The 19,800-nt window shown below is 68.7% G+C and carries 19 protein-coding genes and 6 pseudogenes; 10 read left to right on the top strand and 15 right to left on the bottom strand.

Annotated features, from left to right (window positions below):
• Positions 1-246: 246 nt before the first annotated feature.
• Entirely contained in the window at positions 247-900 is a 654-nt protein-coding gene (locus tag AB0H86_RS00375; RefSeq protein ID WP_362431054.1) for a hypothetical protein, read from the bottom strand.
• A gap of 372 nt (positions 901-1,272) precedes the next feature.
• On the opposite strand from AB0H86_RS00375, the gene AB0H86_RS00370 reads away from it, so the two are divergent.
• The gene (locus AB0H86_RS00370) at positions 1,273-2,310 is read left to right on the top strand and encodes a helix-turn-helix domain-containing protein (protein ID WP_362431051.1); all 1,038 of its coding nucleotides are present in this window, start codon (positions 1,273-1,275) and stop codon (positions 2,308-2,310) included.
• A gap of 169 nt (positions 2,311-2,479) precedes the next feature.
• Here AB0H86_RS00370 and AB0H86_RS00365 read toward each other — a convergent pair whose 3' ends face one another.
• Positions 2,480-3,985 (bottom strand): GMC oxidoreductase, encoded by a 1,506-nt coding sequence (locus tag AB0H86_RS00365; protein ID WP_362432214.1) that lies wholly within the window; start codon positions 3,983-3,985, stop codon positions 2,480-2,482.
• A 672-nt stretch (positions 3,986-4,657) separates the two neighbouring features.
• Positions 4,658-5,878, bottom strand: coding sequence for a metallophosphoesterase (locus AB0H86_RS00360; RefSeq protein WP_362431048.1), 1,221 nt, complete (start codon positions 5,876-5,878; stop codon positions 4,658-4,660).
• 70 nt (positions 5,879-5,948) lie between these two features.
• Here AB0H86_RS00360 and AB0H86_RS00355 point away from each other — a divergent pair.
• The 3 genes and pseudogenes from AB0H86_RS00355 to AB0H86_RS00345 form a co-directional block, all read left to right on the top strand.
• A pseudogene (locus AB0H86_RS00355) lies at positions 5,949-6,268 on the top strand (hypothetical protein); the annotation flags it as partial.
• A 180-nt stretch (positions 6,269-6,448) separates the two neighbouring features.
• Positions 6,449-7,234: pseudogene (locus AB0H86_RS00350) on the top strand (IS481 family transposase); the annotation flags it as partial.
• Positions 7,235-7,378: 144 nt separating this feature from the next.
• On the top strand, positions 7,379-7,633 hold the full coding sequence (locus AB0H86_RS00345) for an integrase core domain-containing protein (RefSeq protein WP_362431045.1): 255 nt from the start codon (positions 7,379-7,381) through the stop codon (positions 7,631-7,633).
• Positions 7,634-7,700: 67 nt separating this feature from the next.
• On the opposite strand, the gene AB0H86_RS00340 is transcribed toward AB0H86_RS00345, so the two are convergent.
• Positions 7,701-8,174: a DUF5131 family protein gene (locus tag AB0H86_RS00340; protein WP_362431043.1), complete on the bottom strand. Its 474-nt coding sequence runs from the start codon at positions 8,172-8,174 to the stop codon at positions 7,701-7,703.
• A gap of 284 nt (positions 8,175-8,458) precedes the next feature.
• Positions 8,459-8,725, bottom strand: a pseudogene (locus AB0H86_RS00335) (VapC toxin family PIN domain ribonuclease); the annotation flags it as partial.
• 503 nt (positions 8,726-9,228) lie between these two features.
• Between AB0H86_RS00335 and AB0H86_RS00330 the strand changes: the two are divergent.
• Positions 9,229-10,515 carry an ice-binding family protein gene (locus AB0H86_RS00330; RefSeq protein WP_362431041.1) on the top strand — a complete coding sequence of 429 codons (1,287 nt, stop codon included), beginning with the start codon at positions 9,229-9,231 and terminating at the stop codon, positions 10,513-10,515.
• Positions 10,516-11,138: 623 nt separating this feature from the next.
• Here AB0H86_RS00330 and AB0H86_RS00325 read toward each other — a convergent pair.
• From AB0H86_RS00325 to AB0H86_RS00315, 3 genes are read right to left on the bottom strand one after another with little or no spacing between them, the layout of a single operon-like run.
• Positions 11,139-11,630 (bottom strand): DUF5994 family protein, encoded by a 492-nt coding sequence (locus AB0H86_RS00325; RefSeq protein WP_362431039.1) that lies wholly within the window; start codon positions 11,628-11,630, stop codon positions 11,139-11,141.
• 6 nt (positions 11,631-11,636) lie between these two features.
• Complete coding sequence (locus AB0H86_RS00320) at positions 11,637-11,810, bottom strand: hypothetical protein (RefSeq protein WP_362432272.1); 174 nt, start codon at positions 11,808-11,810, stop codon at positions 11,637-11,639.
• Entirely contained in the window at positions 11,807-12,448 is a 642-nt protein-coding gene (locus tag AB0H86_RS00315) for a DUF5994 family protein (RefSeq protein WP_362431036.1), read from the bottom strand. The genes AB0H86_RS00320 and AB0H86_RS00315 overlap by 4 nt, the downstream gene beginning before the upstream one ends.
• A 484-nt stretch (positions 12,449-12,932) precedes the next feature.
• On the opposite strand from AB0H86_RS00315, the pseudogene AB0H86_RS00310 reads away from it, so the two are divergent.
• Positions 12,933-13,454: pseudogene (locus AB0H86_RS00310) on the top strand (PP2C family protein-serine/threonine phosphatase); the annotation flags it as partial.
• 242 nt (positions 13,455-13,696) lie between these two features.
• On the opposite strand, the gene amaP reads toward AB0H86_RS00310, so the two are convergent.
• The 4 genes from amaP to AB0H86_RS00290 are packed head-to-tail and all read right to left on the bottom strand — an operon-like array spanning position 13,697 to position 15,627.
• A complete protein-coding gene (gene amaP, locus AB0H86_RS00305; protein WP_362431033.1) occupies positions 13,697-14,290 on the bottom strand; it encodes an alkaline shock response membrane anchor protein AmaP in 594 nt (197 codons plus the stop codon).
• 22 nt (positions 14,291-14,312) lie between these two features.
• Entirely contained in the window at positions 14,313-14,993 is a 681-nt protein-coding gene (locus AB0H86_RS00300; protein WP_362431031.1) for a DUF6286 domain-containing protein, read from the bottom strand.
• Positions 14,990-15,436, bottom strand: coding sequence for an Asp23/Gls24 family envelope stress response protein (locus AB0H86_RS00295; RefSeq protein WP_362431028.1), 447 nt, complete (start codon positions 15,434-15,436; stop codon positions 14,990-14,992). The genes AB0H86_RS00300 and AB0H86_RS00295 overlap by 4 nt, the downstream gene beginning before the upstream one ends.
• Positions 15,433-15,627, bottom strand: a complete 195-nt coding sequence (locus AB0H86_RS00290) for a hypothetical protein (RefSeq protein ID WP_362432211.1) — start codon at positions 15,625-15,627, stop codon at positions 15,433-15,435. The genes AB0H86_RS00295 and AB0H86_RS00290 overlap by 4 nt, the downstream gene beginning before the upstream one ends.
• A 118-nt stretch (positions 15,628-15,745) precedes the next feature.
• Here AB0H86_RS00290 and AB0H86_RS00285 point away from each other — a divergent pair.
• From AB0H86_RS00285 to AB0H86_RS00275, 3 genes and pseudogenes are all read left to right on the top strand, one after another.
• Positions 15,746-16,381 (top strand): annotated as a pseudogene (locus tag AB0H86_RS00285) (sugar ABC transporter permease); the annotation flags it as partial.
• Complete coding sequence (locus AB0H86_RS00280; protein ID WP_362431025.1) at positions 16,371-17,213, top strand: carbohydrate ABC transporter permease; 843 nt, start codon at positions 16,371-16,373, stop codon at positions 17,211-17,213. The pseudogene AB0H86_RS00285 and the gene AB0H86_RS00280, both read left to right, overlap by 11 nt.
• 46 nt (positions 17,214-17,259) lie before the next feature.
• Complete coding sequence (locus tag AB0H86_RS00275; RefSeq protein WP_362431022.1) at positions 17,260-18,060, top strand: TIM barrel protein; 801 nt, start codon at positions 17,260-17,262, stop codon at positions 18,058-18,060.
• A gap of 186 nt (positions 18,061-18,246) precedes the next feature.
• On the opposite strand, the pseudogene AB0H86_RS00270 reads toward AB0H86_RS00275, so the two are convergent.
• The 3 genes and pseudogenes from AB0H86_RS00270 to AB0H86_RS00260 form a co-directional block, all read right to left on the bottom strand.
• A pseudogene (locus AB0H86_RS00270) lies at positions 18,247-18,350 on the bottom strand (transposase); the annotation flags it as partial.
• A 104-nt stretch (positions 18,351-18,454) separates the two neighbouring features.
• Entirely contained in the window at positions 18,455-18,853 is a 399-nt protein-coding gene (locus AB0H86_RS00265) for an IS3 family transposase (RefSeq protein WP_362431018.1), read from the bottom strand.
• Positions 18,854-18,874: 21 nt separating this feature from the next.
• On the bottom strand, positions 18,875-19,201 hold the full coding sequence (locus AB0H86_RS00260; protein ID WP_362431015.1) for a transposase: 327 nt from the start codon (positions 19,199-19,201) through the stop codon (positions 18,875-18,877).
• A 78-nt stretch (positions 19,202-19,279) separates the two neighbouring features.
• On the opposite strand from AB0H86_RS00260, the gene AB0H86_RS00255 reads away from it, so the two are divergent.
• Complete coding sequence (locus AB0H86_RS00255) at positions 19,280-19,762, top strand: AraC family transcriptional regulator (protein ID WP_362431013.1); 483 nt, start codon at positions 19,280-19,282, stop codon at positions 19,760-19,762.
• Positions 19,763-19,800 lie beyond the last annotated feature (38 nt).

Raw genomic sequence — 19,800 nt, 5'->3', positions numbered from 1 at the left:
GAAGGCGGTGTGGGATTTTCCCGGCGATGTTCGGGAGGCAGGTGCTCCGACGCCGGCCAGGCCCGTGACCCCAACCGCCGTGCGAGCTGCGGCGGCGTCACCCCTTGCGTGAATAACTCGGCAGCCTCGAACCGCACTTGCTCCCGTCGGGCCCGCTGGTCCGCGGTCAGGCCACCCCCATCGGGATACCGCATGACACCGGGATACACCTATCAGCGAGATCACCGTCACCCTGGGCCGAAAACCTCAGTAGTCGAAGTCGTAGTCGATGAAGGCGAGGCAGACAACGGTTCCGTCCGGCTCCACTGCTGAGTAGCCGTCCCTCTCCTCCCCTTCGACAGGAAAGAACAGGGCGTTGCCTCCGCGATCCGGATCGGTGATGATCTCGGCATAGTTGGCTTGGCGACCCTCAGCGTCTCCGGCCGCGATGATGCGCTTGGCATTGCGGAGATGGGCCTCGGCGCCTTCCACTCCGGCCCGCTTCGGGTCGAACGGGGAGCTGCACAAGACGGCGTATCCGTCCAGCGGGGCCGGTTCGTAGCCGTTATATCCGGCGCCCCAGTCGGCCGCCGCGATACGGGCGGCGTCCGCCAGCGGCACGACGACGATGTTGGCCCGGGCAACCGGAGGCTTGTCGTCCTCCCGGCACCAGTAGAAGCCCGCATATACCGGAGCCTTGCTCAGTCCTGTGGGCAGCCCATCGTGACACCAGCCGCCGCGACCCATCCCGAACCAGGTAACCTCCCCCGCTAGCGTCAACTCCCCTATGTAGGAGAACCATTCTGCTTTGATCGTGCATATTTCGCGATTGCGGTTGATGTGATCCACGCATTGCCGTAACAAGGCGTCAATGGTGTCCGTGACGCCCACGAAATCTTCTGGATCCTTGACTGAGGTCATGACACGAACAATGGCACAGGGGTCTGACAGCCCCGCCTCCCCACCGCGACGCACCGAGGCCCTCACCGCAGCCTCGCGGACCCGGTCGGGCAGCCGGTCGTGGAACTCGGGCGGTCGGCCCCTCCCGAACCGGCGAGCGAGGCAATCACACGTGAGGGAAGCCGAGTTGGACGCCAACAATGCCGCCGCGGAAGACCGCAGCACCAGGGGCCTCCTGCTGCTCGGTTGCGCATCAGCCCTGCCCCTCGACCGCTGCCCTGAGGGCCGTCCATAGGAAGATTGGCGCAGCGCCCACATGAACCACGGTGACGCCTGTACGGAACACGGGCACCACAGGATGGCGTTGAAACAACAATGTGAGGGGATCGGAGAGTGACGAACCGTGCTGGAGCGGAGGTCGACGGCGCGCGCGGGGTGTTCGCAGTGGACTCGACCGCCCCGGGCGCCGCACCGCGGGGACACGACGCCTTTCGGCTCGGGTGGGAGACGCAGATCGGCGACGATGTCTTCCAACTGCCGGCCTTCAGCCCGGACACGACCGGTGACTTCCGGGTCAAGGGCAAGGTGGCCAAGGTGCACGGCGCGGCGATCGCCGACCTTCACGCCGCGTCGTCAACCCGGACCGCGGACGCCCCGGGCGGCGATCAGGATCTGGTGGCAATGTACGTGGTGCAGCGCGGCGCATGGACTCTGGGCGGCCCGCCCGGTCGCGGCGATCAGACCGTATCGGCCGGGCAGTTCCTCGTCCGGCACGTCGGGCGCCTGTCGGCCTTCGAGACGACGGCGTACCTCACGGCGAAGTTCTTCGTCCTGCCCCCCGGCGAGCTCAAACCCCTACTCGGGAACCGGGTCATCACCGGGCCGGCGGACTCGGCCGAGATACGCCTGCTGACGGCCTTCACGGACATGATCCACACAACTGTGGCCGACCTCGGCCCGGCCGGTGTGGAAGCCGCCCACGGCGCCCTGATCGAGCTGGCCAAGGCAGTGGCGAAGGGCCGGTTCGACGACGTAGAACCCCGGCTGGCTCCCGCGCTCACCCAGGCGGCCAAGGACCTCGCGGACCGCCGGCTCGCTGATCCCGAACTCTCTCCTGCAATGCTTGCGCGTGAACTCAACGTCTCCGTCCGTACGCTGCACCGGGCATTCGCCGCGGTGGGAGAGCAGGTGACCGCGTACATCCGCCACCGGCGACTGCAAGAGGCCCGGCTCGCCCTCACCGCGCCGTCAGGCCGCCTGAGTATCTCGGAACTCGCCGCACACTGGCAGTTCGCGGACAGCAGCCACTTCACCCGGACATTCAAGAAGCACTACGGCCAGACTCCCACCGAGTACGCCCGCTCGACCCGAGCAGCCTCGCTCTCGCCGAACCGGCACCCGCCGGGCCACGGACCGGCCGAAAGCGCGTGACCAGAGGTGCGACCGCAGTTCAGCGGATGCCGCTGGCCGACCGACGACGGACCGGCGTCAGCTCCCCCAGCAGGATGCCGGTAACTGGTCGAAGACTCCGACCAGTTACCGGCGGCCCAGGCGTCGGGGATGAGCGCGTTATGGAAGCGCCGTGGGCGCTGAAGAAGGCTCAGTCGAGCAGTTCGGCGGCCCGTTCGGCGATGGCGTAGACGGTCGCGTTGGTGTTGGCCGAGGGGATGGACGGCATCACCGAGGCATCGGCGACCCGCAGTCCGGCCATCCCGTGCACGCGAAGGTTCGCAGGGTCGACGACGGCATCGGTGTCGGTTCCCATGCGGCAGGTGCCGGTGAAGTGGAAGTAGGGGCCGGTGGCCTTGCGGATGAACTCGTCCACGGATTCGCCGCTCGTCCCGGAGCCCGGTACCGCTTCCTGCTTGCGCCAGTCGGCGAACGCGTCCGCCTCCCCGATACGGCGTGCCAGGGCCAGGCCCTTGCGCATGACCTCCAGATCACGGTCGTCGCTCAGGTAGCCGGGGTCGACGACGGGAGCGCTGCCGGGATCGGCGTCCGCCAGGCGCACGGTGCCGCTGCTGTGCGGAGCCATCGCGGAGAAGGCAATGGAGTAGCCGTTGGCCGGCGGCTGGCCCCATGCCGACGGGAGCGGTGCGGCGACGATGTAGACCTGAAGGTCCGGCCGGGCCGCGGCGGGGTCGCTGTACAGCAGGCCCATCATTTCGGCCGGCGGGTTGGCAGGAACGAACGGTACGGGCTGGATGGCCTCGTACACCACGCCCGCCATCGGATGGTCCTGCAGATGGGAGCCCACTCCCGGCAGGTCGGCGACGACATCGATGCCGTGTTCCTCGAGGTGTTGTGCCGGGCCGATCCCTGACAGCATCAGGAGGTGTGCGGAACCGATGGCTCCCGCGGTCAGTACCACCTCGGCGCCGTCGACGGACAGGTGCTCCCCTCCGATGGTGTACTCGACGCCGGTGCAGCGGCCCACGGTGGTGCGCAGCCGCCGCACGGTCGCGTCCGTGACGACGTCCAGGTTCGGCCGGTCGAGGAACGGACGGATGTAGGCGTCGGCCGCGCTCTGGCGGGCGCCGCCGGGCAGATTCATGTCACTCCACCCGAACCCGGTCTCCAGCCCGCTGCCGATGTCATCGGCGCGTGCGAACCCGGCCTCCACCGCGGCGTCGACGCCCGCCGTGGCCAGGGGGTGGGGTTCCGGGACCGGGGCGACCACGACCGGCCCGTCCGTGCCTCGCACGGAGGCATTACGGCTGCTAGTGCTCTCGCTGCGGCGGAAATAGGGCAGCAGATCGTCGAAACCCCAGCCTGGAGCACCGAGGCCGGGCCATTCGTCGTAACCGGAGCGGTGCCCCCGCAGGTGGTAGAGGCCGTTGATGCTCGACGATCCGCCGAGCGCCTTGCCGCGCAGCACGTCAGCGGCCCTGCCTGTACCGGCCTGCACGGTCGAGGCGCCCAGCCAGAGGGACGACGGGTCGAACCCCAGGAAGCCCCAAGGAGATGCCATCGTCTCGGTTGCGTCCCGGGCTCCCGCCTCCAGCAGCAACACCCGCACGCCGGGGCGTTCCGAAAGCCGGGAGGCAATCACGCATCCCGCTGTTCCCGCTCCCACCACGACATAGTCATAAGGACTCTTGCCCATCATGTCTCCGCTTTCCACGGCAGCCTTGTCCGACCACCGGATTTCAGAAAAACAGCTCTTCGACGATCAAGGAGCTGATTACGTTTATGTACTAAAGGGGCCTAAAAGTTAGGCTGGTTGTCTTCACGTCGGCCCTGTGGGTCGCTCAGCCGCGTCCGGGCTCGGCGCGCAGAAGGCGTGGAACCGGCTGATCAGCAGCGAGCGGGCTCCAGCGGAGCAGGGCTGTGCGGATGGAGGCCGCCGCGCGCCCTGCTGGTGTGGGGCGTTGCCGGTGCTGACGGACACCGAGGTGACCCGGTGGCCCACGCGGCCGGAATTCTCTTGGTTCACGAGTTTCTCGTCTTTGGTGTGTAGCCGTCCAGGAACAGCCCGGTGTTCCCTCTGCCGTCGAAGCTTAGGAAAACCGACACAGCACGCACTTGAACCACCGCGACGTCCGTTCGGAACCTGAGCGCCATAAGACAACGGCACGCGGGGAAGAGCTCTGACCGGGAAGGTTGGCCTCAGTCTGCGTTGTCCAGGGTTTCAACAGCGGTGCGCGTCGGACGGCGGCGCAAGGTCAGGGATGCGTTCTGGGTTGAAATGGCCGACCGGCGGCGTCCGCGCAAGGGAGGACGAGGCAGGATCTGACTCGGTGAACCGGCCCACGAGGGATTGTCGGCCCGCTCCGTGCTATCGCGTGGGGGGTCGCTGCGGGGAGCGGAGTGTGAGCAGGGTGATCTCGCTGGGGGCGAAGACGCGGAACGGCGGGCCCCAGAAGCCGGTGCCGCGGCTGGTGTAGAGGAGGGTGCGGGTGCCGTGGCGGCTGAGGCCGGCGAGGGCGGGTTGGTCGATGCGGACGAGGTGGTGGAAGGGCCAGATCTGGCCGCCGTGGGTGTGGCCGGAGAGTTGGAGGTCGACGCCGTCGGCTGCGGCCCGGTCGATGAACTTGGGCTGGTGGGCCAGGAGCAGGACGGGCAGGTCGGGGTCGGTGCCGTTCAGGGCTCCGGCGAGGTGGGCGCGGTGGCCGGCGAGGCCGGAGGATTCGGCGGTGACGTCGTCCACGCCGGCGACCACGAGGGTGTCGCCTCCGCGTTCGAGCAGCAGGTGCCGGTTGCGCAGCGGCTCCCAGCCCAGCTCGTCCATCAGGTCGACCCAGCCCTGGGCCTCGCTGTAGTACTCGTGGTTGCCGGTGACGTAGACCCGGGCCCGGGTGGCCTGCACGGTGCCGAGCGGAGCGGCCTGGGCCCGGCGGCGTTCGGCCGTGCCGTCCGCGATGTCTCCGGTGTGGCAGACCAGGTCGGCTTCCAGGGTGTTGACCTTCGCGCAGACCCGCGCCGACCAGCGGGCGCGGTCGAGCGGGCCGTAGTGGGTGTCGGTGATGAGGACGACGCGGGTGCCGTCCAATCCGACTCCCAGGCGCGGGAGTTGTACGTCGAGCCGGCGCACCCGTGGCACCCGGCGGGCCTCGGCGTACCCCCAGGCGAGCAGCACGGCGGCTACGCCGAAGACTGCCCAAGTGACGATCCGGGCCCGGCTCTGCCCGTCGCCGACGCCGGCCACGGTCAGGGCGAGGCGCAGCAGGACGCCGAGCAGGACGGACCAGGTGAACAGCACCCAGCTGGCCCCAAGGAGGGTGTCCCCGACGATCGCCGCCCAGTCCTGCTGCCGCCGGCCGTGGCCGCGCGCCATCGCGAGCGGCATAGCGATCAGACCGAGGACGAACAGGGCGGTGCCGACCAGCGCCACGGGGAGTGGCCAGTGCTGGCCGGCGTGCAGCAGCAGCCAGCAGGGCACGGTCCACAGCAGGACGGGGGCGATCAGGGGGAGGTAGCGCATCAGGCGGCGCAGCCGGCTCTGCTGAGTCGCGTGCGCTGCACCGTCCGCGGATCGGGTTTCGCTGGTGGCGGTCACACTTCCCCTTTTCAAGCAACCAGACTGCCGTCGCGCGCACTGTATCCGGCCGTCCTAAGGGGCGTCTTGCCTCAACCGCGGCGGCGACCGGCAGGCCAACGCCGCGCTCCATCGCATCGTGTTCACCCGCCTGCGGATCGACCCGCGCACTCAGGACTACTACGAGCGCCGCACCAAGGAGGGCAAGACCCGACGTGAAATCGTCCGTTGCCTCAAACGCTAGTTGCCCGGGAGGTCTTCCACCTGGTCAAACAGCTACAGCCGGGCCCCGCTCATAGGGGCTGTGTGATGAGGTTTGCGCTGCTCCGGTTCGCTCTTCCGGGCTGCGAGGCGCGCGTGGCTGTAGCGACGCCGCGCGGAGCGGGGCACAGCGCCAGCGTTCAGCGGTGACGCAGGAGCCTCATTGGCATGGCGCGGACTTGAGCGCGTACCACCGAAGTTGAGCGGCATGAGGGTTAGCTGTTCTGTCCACGGAGGTTGGAGACGGACAGCAAGGCTTGGTGGCCTTGAACGGGTGAGGCCTTCCGGTTCGGTGTGGATGGCGACGTCTACACCAACAGAAAGGCCCTCGTGCCCCACCGTAGTGCACCCTTGACCGAGACCGGCCGTCTGCGTCTGGCCCGCTGCGTGGTCGAGGACGGCTGGACCCTGCGCAGGGCCGCCAAACGCCTCCAGGTCTCGCCGACCACGGCTCAGCGATGGGCGGACCGCTACCGCAAGCTCGGCGCGGCAGGCATGGGCGACCGCTCGTCCCAACCGCGTCACAGCCCGGGCCGGACCCCGGCCCGCACCGAGCGGCGGATCATCAAGGTCCGTGTCCTGCGCCGCTGGGGACCGGCCCGCATCGCCTACCTGCTGCGATTGAACCCGTCCACGGTGCACTGGGTCCTGGCCCGCTACAAGCTGGCCCGGCTCGCTCATCTCGACCGCGCCACCGGACGGGTGATTCGCCGCTACGAACGGTCCGTGCCGGGCGAGTTGGTGCACGTGGACATCAAGAAGCTCGGCAACATCCCCGACGGCGGCGGCCACGAGACCCTGGGCCGCCAGGCAGGCCGCAAGACCCGCTCCGGCGTGGGCTACAGCTACCTGAACAACGCCGTCGACGATCACTCCCGCCTCGCCTACAGCGAGATCCTCACCGACGAGAAGAAGGAAGCCGCAACCGCCTTCTGGGGCCGGGCCCAGACGTTCTTCGCCCAGGCCGGGATCACCGTCCAGCGGGTGCTGACCGACAACGGCTCCTGCTACCGCTCATGCGACTGGCGCGATGCCCTTGCCGCGGCCGGGATCGCCCACAAGCGGACCCGCCCCTACTGGCCGCAAACGAACGGGAAGGTCGAACGCTTCAACCGGCACCCTGCTGGCCACCGCGCATCCTTGGTCGTGGACGCGCTGGGCATGGCTGCCGGACGTGGCCGGCTCCAGCCCGGCTGCATCGTGCATTCGGACCGCGGCAGTGAATACGCCTCGGACGAACTCCGGCGTGAGATAAGCCGGTTGGGGCTGCGGCAGAGCGTGGACCGCACGGGGCCGTGTTTCGGCAACGCCGCCGCCGAGTCGTTCTTCGCGCTTTTGCGGGAAGAGATCGGCACCCGCTGCTGGCCGGACCGGCCGAGTGCCCGAGCGGAGATCTTCGCCTTCATCGAGACCTTCTACAACCGGCGGCGACTGCGGAAACATCCGGGCTGGGGCTACCTCACCCCGCTGGAGATCAGACAGCGACACGAACAAGGACACGCCCTCACAGGGTAAGCATCGAGTGTCCAGCATCACGGGGACTTCAAGGTGACCTCGGTCCACTCAACAGCCGTTCCTGTACTCACCACGCACCACCGACAGCGAACGTGCCCTTCTGCTTGGTGCAGAGAAGCTTGAAGAAGAACGACACCTCGGCTTCGCGGCAGATGTCGCGGACATCCGTAACCCATTCCTCTTTCAGTGGCCGATGGTTCGGGCCGGATTCGCCGCCTGCAATCACCCAGCCGATTCCCTGCAGGTTGTGGCCGGAGAGCGGTCCCAGGAGCGGCTCGCAGGAGAGGAAACCTACGGCGGCGGGGACTTGACGGAGATCGTCGATGCGGTCGAGCTGATCTTCCGATTCGACGGATACGCCCATCCAGAGATTGGGCGGCCACTCGAGACGCTCCGCAAGGCGACGCAGGCGCCTGGCGCGCTTGGTCAGCAGTTGGTACGTGTGCTGCGGTGTCTTCGCGATGACCTGAAATACCTGTTCCACAAAGGCCACAGGAACCCTTGCGTGGAAGAGGTCGCTCATCGAGTTCACGAAGACCATGCGGGGCGCCTTCCAGCGGAAGGGAACCCCAAGGGCACTTGGGTGCAGCGTGAGAAGAACTTCAGCGCCGAGGTCGTGATCAGCAACGGCATCGCGACCACCATCCGCGACGACCACTGAGCCCCAAACCCCCACAGCGAGCCGGTGGATGGCCCCTGCGCATTGGTGCGGGCCGCCACCGCCTCGCAGGTGACCCGACCGCGGGCCGGCCGGAACGCGCCGCACCGAAGAACGCGGGGCGCTGAATCGACGCGGTGCGGCGCCGTCGCTTCCCGAAGCCCTCGTCACAGCGGCAGGTCGTCGGGCAGGACCCGGAATGCCTTGTACCGGCCCGAAGGACGTACGGCACGGAAGTCGCGCCGGTCGAGGGTGAGGATCGCGTCGGTGTCGTAGTCGCGGCCGACGCGACGTTCACCGCATCGGCGAGGTCCAGATCCAGTGCGCCGTAGCGGACGCGGACGGACTGGGCGGCACTCAGGTGGTCCTCCGTGGTCTCGGGCAGGCCGACCCGGCCCCCGGCTCATCCAACGCCGGAGGTCATCGACCGGACTCGAGCCCGCATTGGCGGTACCAGCAGGCCCCAGCCCTTTCGTAGCGCCTAGAAGCTGCCCAGGTCCGAGACCAGGAGGCCACGCAGACGCCGTCGCTTCCCAAGCTGAGAGCGCGAGTTCGATTCTCGTCACCCGCTCCACGACGAAGGCCCAGGCCATAGACCTGGGCCTTTTTGTTGTCCGCTGCGATCACTCGCGTCCAGCCTCCCGAGAACAAGCTGATGGCTCGGAATCAAGCACCAGCAAGGCCAGCAGGGTGAATTACGCGCCCCTCTTCGCCCGCTTCAGCATTTTGTCCGTATGTACGTTATGAGGCTATTGCTAATTTATGACCGGTGAGTGACGGTTCATCAGCTCATCCGCAGGCGATCGCCCTGCGGACCTCTATGTGCGGCTGACTCCGCAGAGACGCGGCTTCCGGCCCGACCGGAACTCACTACGGAAGTTCGGAGTCCCCTTTGCCGGGGCGACTGAGCTCAACGGCGACAAGAAAGGTCACTCGCATGGCAGTGGTTGCCCACTCGCCCCGTTCACGAGGTAGCAGCCGTATTCACCATCGGCTCAAGGCGCGTCTCGCACTCCTGCCCGGAGTAGTGCTGCTGGCCACGGTCACGCTGGCTTCGAGCGTCGCGCACGCCGCAGAAGCCCCCGTTGATCTGGGGACCGCCAAGACTTACGCGGTCCTGGCCGGTTCAACGGTCACCAACACCGGCCCCACCGTCATCAACGGCGACTTGGGACTCAGTCCGGGCTCTTCGGTGACGGGCTTCACAACGTCTACGCCCTCCGGCCCCGGGCAGATCTTCGGCGACCTGCACGTGGCCGACGCCCAGGCCGGTACGGCGAAGTCGGATCTGACCACCGCCTACAACAATGCGGCCAGCCGGGGACCCGGAGCCGCCGTTACGGCCGATCTCGGCGGACAGGTACTGGTGCCCGGCGTCTACACGGCCTCGACGTCGATGGGACTCACCGGAGCCCTCACCCTCAACGCCAAGGGTGACCCCAACGCCGTCTGGATCTTCCAGGCCGGAACGACGCTGACCACCGCTTCGGCCAGCAGCGTCATCCTCGTCAACGGTGCACAGCCCTGCAACGTGTTCTGGCAGGTGGGCAGTTCCGCCACTCTCGGGACCAATTCCGCCTTCGTCGGCACCATCATGGCCGACCAGTCCATCACGGTGACGACGGGCACCACGATCCAAGGCCGTGCCCTTGCGAGGATCGGCGCGGTGACACTGGACAGCAACGTCATCACGACGCCGTTCTGCGCGACTGGTCCCGCCGGGCCCACGGGTCCCGCCGGGCCTGCCGGGCCTGCCGGACCCGCCGGATCTTCCGGGCCTGCCGGACCCGCCGGATCTTCCGGGCCCGCCGGGCCTGCCGGAGTTGCCGGGCCCGCTGGACCCGCCGGACCCGCCGGAGTTTCCGGACCCGCCGGACCCAAGGGCGACGCCGGAGGTGCCGGACCTGCCGGGCCCACCGGACCCGCCGGACCCGCCGGAGTCTCCGGACCCGCCGGACCCAAGGGCGACGCCGGACCTGCCGGACCCAAGGGCGACGCCGGAGTTGCCGGACCTGAGGGACCCAAGGGACCCAAGGGAGACACCGGGCCCAAGGGACCCAAGGGAGACACCGGACCCAAGGGACCCAAGGGAGACACCGGACCCAAGGGACCTGGCGGTGGAGGTGACCACGGGGACCACGGGGACCACGGCGACCACGGCGGTCACAAGCCCGGTTGCAACGACCACGACGGCCGTCCCCCTGGGTACGGGCCGTGTCGCTGAAGCCCTGGGCGGCATGCGGGGACTAAGCGAAACCTCGCCGGTATCTCCTTGAGGAGATAACCAAGACGGGGAAGGGGCACCTCTCACCGAGGTGCCCCTTCCCCATGAACGGGCGGAGCCGCCGGCAACGCGATGATCCCCTCAGCGCTCGTAGCACCACGGGGTCCGACGCCCGGAGAACCTGCTGGTCCGACGGCCGACGAACCAGCCCATTGTCCTGCCAGCCCCACGACAGGAAGGCGTCGCAGACCGCCGAGTCGGCTTGTTCCATCAACGTCGCGCCGAGCGAGGCGTGATGGTCGGCGAGCAGGCGCTGCTGAAGGCGCCGGGCGAGGCTCCGGTCGTCCGTGTGCACCCGCGGTGTTGTGGCCAGGTCGATCTCTCCTGCGAGGGTGATCAGAGCTCGGGTTTCGCGGTCGTGCCGGTAGACGTTCAGCTGTGGAAGGGGCCTGGCTCCTCTGTCCCGACGCATGAGGGTGTGGGTGTGCGTGCGCGGTGAGGGGCGGGATGAACTTGCGCTCCGGCGAACCGAGTTCCTGCCTTCGGTTCTTGAACTCGGTTCCTGAACTCGGTTCCTGAAGGCGGCCTCCGGTACCGGAGTGCGTGTTGTGCGAGCAGATGGGCTACGAGCCGGGAGCACCGCGCCGTTCGCGCGTCTGGTCGGCGGGGGTGACGCCGGTGGCTGCGAGAATCCGTTCGGCCGAGGCGTGGTTGTCGCCTCGTACGGCCATGGCCATCGCGGCGCGAGCGCGCGACGGAGCCGTCTGTGGAGGGATCACGAGGAACATGAAGTGGTCCTGGTCACCCCGAGTGACGATCATGGTGTCGTCGCCGACGGCCGACCAGTCGATGCGGACGGTACGACCGTCGACGACCAGTTGGGCCGGCCTCTCGTCCCAGGCGCCCGCGTCGAGGCCGACACGGGCGAGAGGACCCAGTCGGGCGGTCAACGCGGCGAGCAGTCCGGAGAGTTGGCTCTCGAGGTTGCGTGACCGCGGCCACCACGCGCCGTCGAACGTCCCCGTGCGCTTGGGCGTCGTCTCCATCCGCAGGACCGCGGTGCCCGGGAGTATCGGCTCCGTGCTGGTGTCTGCCAGAAGCCTGATGGGGATCACGAGTACTCACCCCACTCCCTTCCAGGTGCGGCGTCCCCACGCGGCCGCCCAGGAGCGGCCGCGGTGGAAGGCGGCGATGCGGTCGCCGCGCTGCCGGTTGGCCATGTGGACGAGGAGCACGCCCAGAGCGATCATCGCCATGAGCACGACCACGGTCACGAAGGTCTCCATGGTCCTCACATCCCCATCGTCGGCCGATTCGGGGTCGCGGCGGCGGCAGCGGCTCGATCTCCGCCCTCGGGCATGGCTGCCGGGATCCGTGGCCGTGCGGTGGAATCGCGGGCCCCATGCCCTCCCTCGGAGTCCCAGACCGCCTCCACGGCCCGGTCGGTCTCCGTCACCGTCCGCCGGCGCGCGGCCTGCTCCATCAACCGGCTCGCGGTCGACGTGCCCAGGGGGTCGCTCGCGGCGGCCATCAGCCAGGCGGCCGAGACGAGGTCCGTCCGCGGCGGGATCACCAGCAGGTTCCAGCGGCCCATCCGGTAGGAGAGCAGCAGCAGTTCGTGCGGATCCTGCTCGGGCAGGAACCAGCCCACGTTCACCACACGCCCGGCGACGGGCACCTTGCGCGGAACGACCGGCCAGTGGGTGGGATTCACCGTGACCCGGGTGATCCGCCCCCACAGCGGATCCAGTACCGCTGTCAGGGAGGGGAGTTCCGCCACCAGATCGCGGGAACGGGGCCACCATGCGCCGTCCAGCAGAGCCGGGGCAGGACCGGCGGGAGCCAGCGACAGACGGAGAGAAGAAGAAGTGAGGGAGGACGACGAGAGCCGGTCTTCGTCGAGAGTCGGCGAGAGGGAAATGGTCGCAGTCATGACGCGAACCCTGCCCCGGGCCGACCGCGATCGGTCCGGCCTATTCGATCGCCGAAAACGACACGAGCGTGGTAGCCGGTGCGCGAAATATCCTCGGTGCCTTCAGGCTACTCCTCGGCCAAGCCGAACGGACAGTGCCGTCGGCGGATGAACCGCCCCCTGGAGGAGGAACGCGTCTGCCGCAGGGCGAAAGCCCTTCCCGGACCGCACGGAACCGAACGGAGACGAGAACCGCGAAGCGCCGGATGCCCGAAATGTGCACCAGGGATAGCCTGAAAGCGGGTCGGCACACTCTCACGTGCGACCGGCCCGGAAGGGCGACCCCGGTGTGTATACGCCGGGGTCGTTGGAGCACGACGGACGCGGCCGCCGGGAGCAGGGCGTGATCCGTTCCGCCGGTGCCAGGAGTGTCGCGACCACGATGTCGTGGGCCCGAAGGGGCGCAGGACGGGCTCTCTTAAAGCGGTCCACGACCGCGGAGAGCCACACGCGACGGGCCCATACGGATCTGTCCCAGGTGTACGCGTTCATGGACCGGGCGATCAATGACCAGTTCGGCCCCGACCACTTCGTCACCGCACAGATGATGATCCTGGACATCACCACAGGCCGGCTGCAGTGGGTCAACGCCGGCCATCCGGCCCCGCTCCTGATCCGTGACCGCACCGTGCTGGACCGGCTGGAGAGCCCGACCACGTTGCCCGTCGGCTTCGGCGGCGAGGAGCCGGTGGTCAGCGAGCGGATGCTGCGACCCGGCGAGCGGTTGCTGTGCTTCACCGACGGCCTGATCGACGAGCACCAGGCCGGCGGGGAACAGTTCGGTGAGGAGCAGCTCATCGAGTGGACCAACCGGATCCTCCAAGACCGCACCGAGGTACGGGCGGTGACACGAGCGCTCTCCCACGCCCTCAAACAGGAAGGCGGCGGCACGTCGACCGACGACGCGACCATCTTCCTCATCGAGTGGCGAGACGGCGACGCCGATCACCTCGCCAGCCTCGACTGAGCCCGCGGCGAAGGCATGCCGGACCGGGGCAGATGGTGCGGCTCGACGCCTCGTCGGCTCGAAGCGGCTCAGCGTCCCCGCACCAATGCACTGGCTCCCTCACTGAAGCATGGCGCTGACCTGCAGTTTCGTACCCAAGGTCGCAAATACCGCAGGCGACAGCACACGCTCGCCCGGTCGAGCAGGCCAGGAATCCGGGGCGTCTCGCAGCCAGTACCCCATGGGCTTCGGCTCAGGGGATCTCAGGCGGTGCGTTGGGATCGGTGGCGGACTTCCCGGAGTCGGACCTTCGACGGGAGGCGGTCCAGGCCGGCCGAGTCTCGTGCGTGTGCGAGTGTTTCCCGGCTCAGTTGCCCCAGAGCCCGCGCTGGATCCGCGCGAGGCTCCAGCAACAGCCGCACGCGTGCGGTCGGAGCAGTGCGTCGGCCCGTCAGCCGGACCTGAGCCCGCGAGACCCCGTGGAGGGCTTGCGCCTCTTCCTCGATGGCGACCTCCAGCGTGCGGCCGTCGAGTCGGGCCGCCGCGCCGTCTTCGCTGTTGACGAGGACCTGGCCCGGGCGGTGTCCGCGCTGCGCAATCAGCCACCACAGCAGCAGGGCCAGCAGCACGGCGAGCGCCGCGATGACGGTCGGCCACCACCAGCCCTCTTCCCGCCACCGGGTGCGTCCCTCGGCGCCCAGCAGCACATCGTCCGGCCCGCGGAAAGGCCACCAGCCCGGTATGCCGAAACCCCAGCGGCGCGGCAGATCCAGCCCGCCCAGCAGCACACCGCCGCCCAGGGCGAACAGTCCGAGGCCGAGAAGCCCCAGCAGCACCCGGTTCACCGTCTTGAGCATCAGGATCACCTCAGCCCTTCTTCTACGGGCGTCGGACGCGCACGGCCAGCGTGGGTTGCCGGGCGAGACGCAAGGACGACACGCCTTCCCCCAGCGTGGTGTCCAGATCCGCGCGAACCTCCTGGAGATCGCGGAAATGTGCCCGCGCCCGGGCTTTGACCTTCCGGCGGCCGACAGTGACCTGTGCCGACTGGACACCGGGCACCTGCATGGCCCGGTCGCGCAGAACCAGGGCTGCCGCGCGGCGGTCGAGCCCGGCGCGGATCTCCCCTGTCCCGGGGATACCGGTGGGCTGCCGCATGGGCAGCAGCCTGCGCAGACCCGGTGTCACCGCCAGCAGGAAAAGCCACAGGCCGAGGGCCATCGCCACCGCGGCCCCGACGATCACCCAGATGTCGTCCAGTGGCCGTGTGGCCAGTTCCTCGGCGAGCCGCCGACGCCAGCGCATCGCAGGCCCGCCCGCCCGCACCGAGACCACGTCGTACAGGAGCAATCCAATGGCCGCGGCGGACAGCAGGGCCACCAAGGCCGCGGGAATCCGCCGCGCAGACCAGAAACGGTGCGCCGACCGGTCTGATCCGTCGTTCGCCGCCGTAGCGTCCGCGGCCGCCCCCGGGGTGCCGTCGGCGGACGGAGCCGCCTGTTCCGGACCGGAGGAGAGGTCGCTGTGACCGGTCTGCCCTCGCCAGGTGTTCGCGCTCATCTCACCTTCTCCTGTTCCGTGTGCCGCGCATGCACCGAGTGCGGTCTCTCGACCGACACCGCGAGGTCGGACACCTCCATGCCGGCACATGTCCTGATCCGTTCGGTCACCTCCCGGCGCACCGCGGCGCACTGCGCCCCGATGTCGGACGGACAGCCGAGTTCGACGGTGATGCGCATCCTTACCTCGCCGAGAACCGCCTGTCGTCCGACGGCGGAGTCGCCGTCTTCTCCGGCGGTGTTCCGCTCCGGTGCCCGCCGCGCGGAGGTGCTCACGCGTGGCGTCAGGCGGCTGGGCGGTACGCGGCCGGCCGACTCGGTGAACCGGCTCAGCGCCTCGCGCGCCACCTGGGAAGTGACCTTCGTGACGACCCGGTCGGCGACGGTGATCGCACCGCGCTCCGCGCGGGGGATGCCCGGACGTCGATCGGCTTCACCGGTCACTGCCGCCAGTCTCCCCGAGTCCGTCGCCGGCCATCGCGGATCCGCTCCTGCCGGTCCCTGCGGCGGACGAAGTCGCCCGGTTCGAATTCACCTTCCATGAACCGCCCGATCGCGAGACCGAGGACGCCCAGCCCCAGCACCAGCAGGAAGGCCCAGAAGTCACCGAAATACGCGGCGAAGCCCAGCGCCATTCCGGCCGTCAAGCCCACCACGGCCCTGCTCGTCACGCGCTCCTTCACTCAGGCGGGCTGCTCCGCCTGCGGCTCTCCGACCTCGACGCTGACCCCGCGCGTGACGGACCTGACCGGTGCCTGGCTCGTGGGCATGGCGGCGGCGCTGGCGCTGCAACGCAGCTTCCGCGGCCGGGGGTTGCTGCGGACGCTGTTCCTCGTGCCGTACGCGCTGCCCGCGTACACCGCGGTCATCACCTGGCGTTTCATCTTCCAGCGCGACAACGGGATGCTCAACCACCTGCTCGGCCAGCTCGGGTTGATCGACTCCAACCCGTTCTGGCTGATCGGCCAGAACGCCTTCTGGGCCGAGTGCGTCGTCGCGATCTGGCGGATGTGGCCCTTCGCCTTCCTGATCCTGATGGCCGGCATGCAGGCGATCCCGGGCGAGGTCTACGAGGCGTCGAGCATCGACGGCGCGGGCCCGTGGCGGCAGTTGCAGATGATCACCCTGCCGCTGCTGTCATCGGTCAACAAGGTGCTGGTCCTCGTGATGTTCCTGCACACCTTCAACGACTTCAGCACCCCGTTCGTCCTGTTCGGCGGCTCGGCCCCGCCGGCCGGGGACCTGATCTCCGTGCACATCTACCAAAGCTCGTTCGCCACCTGGAACTTCGGGCTCGGCTCGGCCATGAGCGTGCTGCTCCTGCTGTTCCTGGCGCTGGTCAGCGCCTGTTACCTCGCCTTCACCCGGAGGACCGGCCATGAATCATGACACCCCGGGCTACCGGGTCTTCCGGTACGTCACGCTGACGCTGCTGTCGGTGTTCGTCCTGGCCCCCCTGTACGTCATGGTGGCCTCGTCGCTGAAGACGCTCCCCGACGTCCAGGGCGAGTTCACCTGGATCCCGTCGTCGCCGACGATCCAGTCCTTCATCGACATCTGGCACACCGTGCCGCTGGCCCAGTACTTCGTCAACTCGCTGGTGGTGGCCGTGTCCGCCACGGTCCTTTCGGTGCTGGTGGCGGTCTTCGCGTCGTACGCGCTGAGCCGCTGGAAGTTCCCCGGCAGCGGGAGCTTCAAGTCGGCGGTGCTCGCGACCCAGATGTTCCCCGGCATCCTCTTCCTGCTGCCGCTGTACCTGCTGTTCGTCTACGCCGACCAGAACCTCGGCACCGACCTCGTGGGCACCCGGACCGGGCTCATCGTCACCTACCTGACCTTCTCCCTGCCGTTCGCGGTGTGGATGCTGGTCGGCTACTTCGACACGGTGCCGCGCGACCTCGACGAGGCGGCGAAGGTGGACGGCGCGGGCCCGCTGCGCACCCTGCTCCAGATCATCGTGCCCGCCGCGACACCGGGCATCGTCGCCGTGTGCATCTACGCGTTCATGACGGCCTGGGGCGAGGTGCTCTTCGCCTCGGTCCTCACCGACACGCAGTCCCGCACCCTGGCCGTAGGCCTGCAGGCCTACTCCACCGAGGCGAACGTCTACTGGAACCAGGTCATGGCCGCCTCACTGGTCGTGTCCGTCCCGGTGGTCGCCGGATTCCTGCTGCTCCAGCGCTTCCTCATCACCGGATTCACCGCCGGCGCGGTGAAGTGACCCAGTGACCCAGTGGCCAAGTGACCGCGACAGATTGGAACTCGGAATGCCGGACATCGGCTTGCAGCTCTACACACTGATGAACGCCCTGGAGGACCGTCCCGCCACCCTCGCCAGGATCGCAGGCCTCGGGGTGACCTCGGTGGAACCCTTCCGCCTGGGCCGCAGCGAGCTGACCCGTGCCGCGCGCCTCACCGAGGCACGCTCACTCAAGGCCGACATCGACGCCGCCGGCCTCACGGTCTCCTCCACCCACGCCCGCCTGCCCGACGCGGAAGACCCCGGCTGGTTCTTCGAGGAGATGGCCGAGGCGGGCGCGCCCATCGCCATCGCCTCCACCCCCGAAGCGCTCCCCGGATTCACCCGCGACGCCCTGGTCTCCGCCGACGGGGTGCGCAGGTACGCCGACCGGCTCAACGCCCTGGCCAAGGCGGCGGCCGCGCACGATCTGCGGGTCGGCTACCACAACCACTACTGGGAGTGGGCCCCGCTCGACGACGGCCGCTACGGCTACGACGTGCTGTGGGACGCCCTGGATCCGACAGTCGTCGCCGAGGTCGACCTCTACTGGGCACAGACCGCGGGCCAGGTCCCCGCCGACGTGGTCGCCAGGCTCGGCGAACGAGTCGAACTCGTCCACGTGAAAGACGGCCCGGCAGTACGCGGCGAACCGCAGGTCGCCGCCGGACAGGGCTCGGTGGCCCTGGCGGACGCGCTCGACGCCGGCCGGGACTCGATCCGCGTGCACATCATCGAAGCGGATGGCATCGCCGAAGGGGAGGACATCTTCGACCTGGTCGCGGAAAGCGTGGCCTGGCTGAGGGAGCGTCAGGGCGGTGGGGCGTGAGCTTCGCGGCGTCTTGACTGTAAGTTGCGGGCCGGAGGCGGTCACTCCCAGGGCCATACGGAGTGACCAACGCCGCGGTCCCAGGTACCGGTCGGCATGGTGTGTTCGCATACCGCGCAGCTGGGCCCCGGTCAGCCGGGCGGCTCGGGACGGAGTGGGCACGGCGGCGGGGAGCGCGCGTGCGACGGACGAGCACAGCCGATGCTGTACTGAACGGTCTTCCACGGCCCGAACCGCTCGGGCAGATCCCGCCACTGCACCCCGGTACGCACCCGGTCGACCGTGCCCGAACAGGCTCCAAGCACCATCTAATGGTGAGTTACGGGGCTGGTGAAGCCTGAAGCACCACCGGGTTCGGAGCGATCGGATGCCTGCACCACCGCGGCGGACCAGCCTACGATCGCCCGGGAGGACACGTCCACGACGAACGCCACGTAGACGATCCCCGACCGTCGCGTTGCAGCAGTTCACCAGCCCGCTCCTGGCCGTCGTCCCGGATGGTGGTACGGATCTTCTTCCCGCGTCGGGCGCCCTGGAGACCGAGATCGCGCATCAATCGGGCGACGGTGCAGCGGGCCGCCGGTAAACCTTCGCGGTGCAGTTGCCGCCAGGCCTTCCGCACCCCGTAGACGCTGAAGTTGTCCGTGTGGACGCGGCTGATCTGCGTCTTCAGCTCCGTGTCGCGGACCGACCGGGCGCTTGGCACGCGGTTCTTCGCCGCGTAGTAGGTGCTCGTCGCGATCTTCAGTCCGTGGCTGGCCAGGACATGGCAGATCGGCTCGACTCCGAACACCGCGGTGTGCGTCGATGAACGCTACGAGCACTTCGACGGCCGGTCGAACTCGGCCGCGAAGAAGGCCGACGCCGCCTTCAAGATCTCGTTGGCCCGCAGCAGCTCGGCGTTCTCGGCCCGCAGCCGCTTGATCTCCGCGGCCTCCTCGGACGTGACGCCGGGCCGTTGGCTGGCATCGACTTCGGCCTTGCGGACCCAGGTCCGCACCGTCTCCGCCGCACCGATCCCCAGCTTGGCTGCGACTGCCTTCATCGCGGCACACTCGGTTGGGTAGTTGGGACGGATCTCCGCGACCATGCGCACCGCGCGCTCACGAAGCTCGGGCGGGTAGGGAGACGGACGCGCCATGAATCGATCCTCTCAGGGAATCGAGCCTCCATCAGACCCGGAGCGGTTCACCCCGGGCTCATCCCGATTCTCACGTCCATGAGGCGCGAAGTCTGCGCCGCGCGCGTGGGCTTCGCCGGCATCCTTGCTCGTCTGGCCGAAGTGGCGGCGGCCATGATCGTGCGGGGCTGGGTCGAATGCGGATGCGACAGTACCTCCGGCCTCGTGGCCGCGTTGCGTGACCCCCGCCTGGCTTGCGCCATCTTGGCCCTGCACAGGCAGCCCGGGCATCACTGGACCGTGGCAGAGCTGGCAGCGGAATGTAATGTCTCCCGGTCTGTCTTCGCAGACCGATTCCAGACCACGATCGGCATGCCGACCCTCCGTTACGCCACGGAGCTGCGGATGCTCCTCGCCGACCAGTGGCTGGCCCAGGACACGTTGCCGATCCAGTCCGTGGCGCAACGCCTCGGCTACACCTCTCAGGCCGCTTTCAGCCGTGCCTTCAAACGCGTCACCGGCCAGTCGCCCGGGGCCAGCAGAGACACCACACGTTCAAAGGCTACTAAGCTTGGCGTTTGACCTGGCGGGTCACTCGACCTGCTGATCTGCGGTTCTTC

Origin of the sequence: Streptomyces sp. NPDC050997, assembly GCF_040660135.1 — a bacterium.
Taxonomy (GTDB): Bacteria; Actinomycetota; Actinomycetes; order Streptomycetales; family Streptomycetaceae; genus Streptomyces.
This window is presented reverse-complemented; position numbering and strand designations above follow the sequence as displayed.

Coding starts and splice junctions, on each gene's coding strand:
- AB0H86_RS00330 (WP_362431041.1), top strand. CDS start 9,229: ATGGCAGTGGTTGCCCACTCGCCCCGTTCACGAGGTAGCAGCCGTATT.
- AB0H86_RS00260 (WP_362431015.1), bottom strand. CDS start 19,201: ATGGCGCGTCCGTCTCCCTACCCGCCCGAGCTTCGTGAGCGCGCGGTG.
- AB0H86_RS00315 (WP_362431036.1), bottom strand. CDS start 12,448: ATGACTGCGACCATTTCCCTCTCGCCGACTCTCGACGAAGACCGGCTC.
- AB0H86_RS00280 (WP_362431025.1), top strand. CDS start 16,371: ATGAATCATGACACCCCGGGCTACCGGGTCTTCCGGTACGTCACGCTG.
- AB0H86_RS00275 (WP_362431022.1), top strand. CDS start 17,260: ATGCCGGACATCGGCTTGCAGCTCTACACACTGATGAACGCCCTGGAG.
- AB0H86_RS00340 (WP_362431043.1), bottom strand. CDS start 8,174: ATGGTCTTCGTGAACTCGATGAGCGACCTCTTCCACGCAAGGGTTCCT.
- AB0H86_RS00365 (WP_362432214.1), bottom strand. CDS start 3,985: ATGGGCAAGAGTCCTTATGACTATGTCGTGGTGGGAGCGGGAACAGCG.
- AB0H86_RS00255 (WP_362431013.1), top strand. CDS start 19,280: ATGAGGCGCGAAGTCTGCGCCGCGCGCGTGGGCTTCGCCGGCATCCTT.
- AB0H86_RS00290 (WP_362432211.1), bottom strand. CDS start 15,627: ATGGCGCTGGGCTTCGCCGCGTATTTCGGTGACTTCTGGGCCTTCCTG.
- AB0H86_RS00300 (WP_362431031.1), bottom strand. CDS start 14,993: ATGAGCGCGAACACCTGGCGAGGGCAGACCGGTCACAGCGACCTCTCC.
- amaP (WP_362431033.1), bottom strand. CDS start 14,290: ATGCTCAAGACGGTGAACCGGGTGCTGCTGGGGCTTCTCGGCCTCGGA.
- AB0H86_RS00375 (WP_362431054.1), bottom strand. CDS start 900: ATGACCTCAGTCAAGGATCCAGAAGATTTCGTGGGCGTCACGGACACC.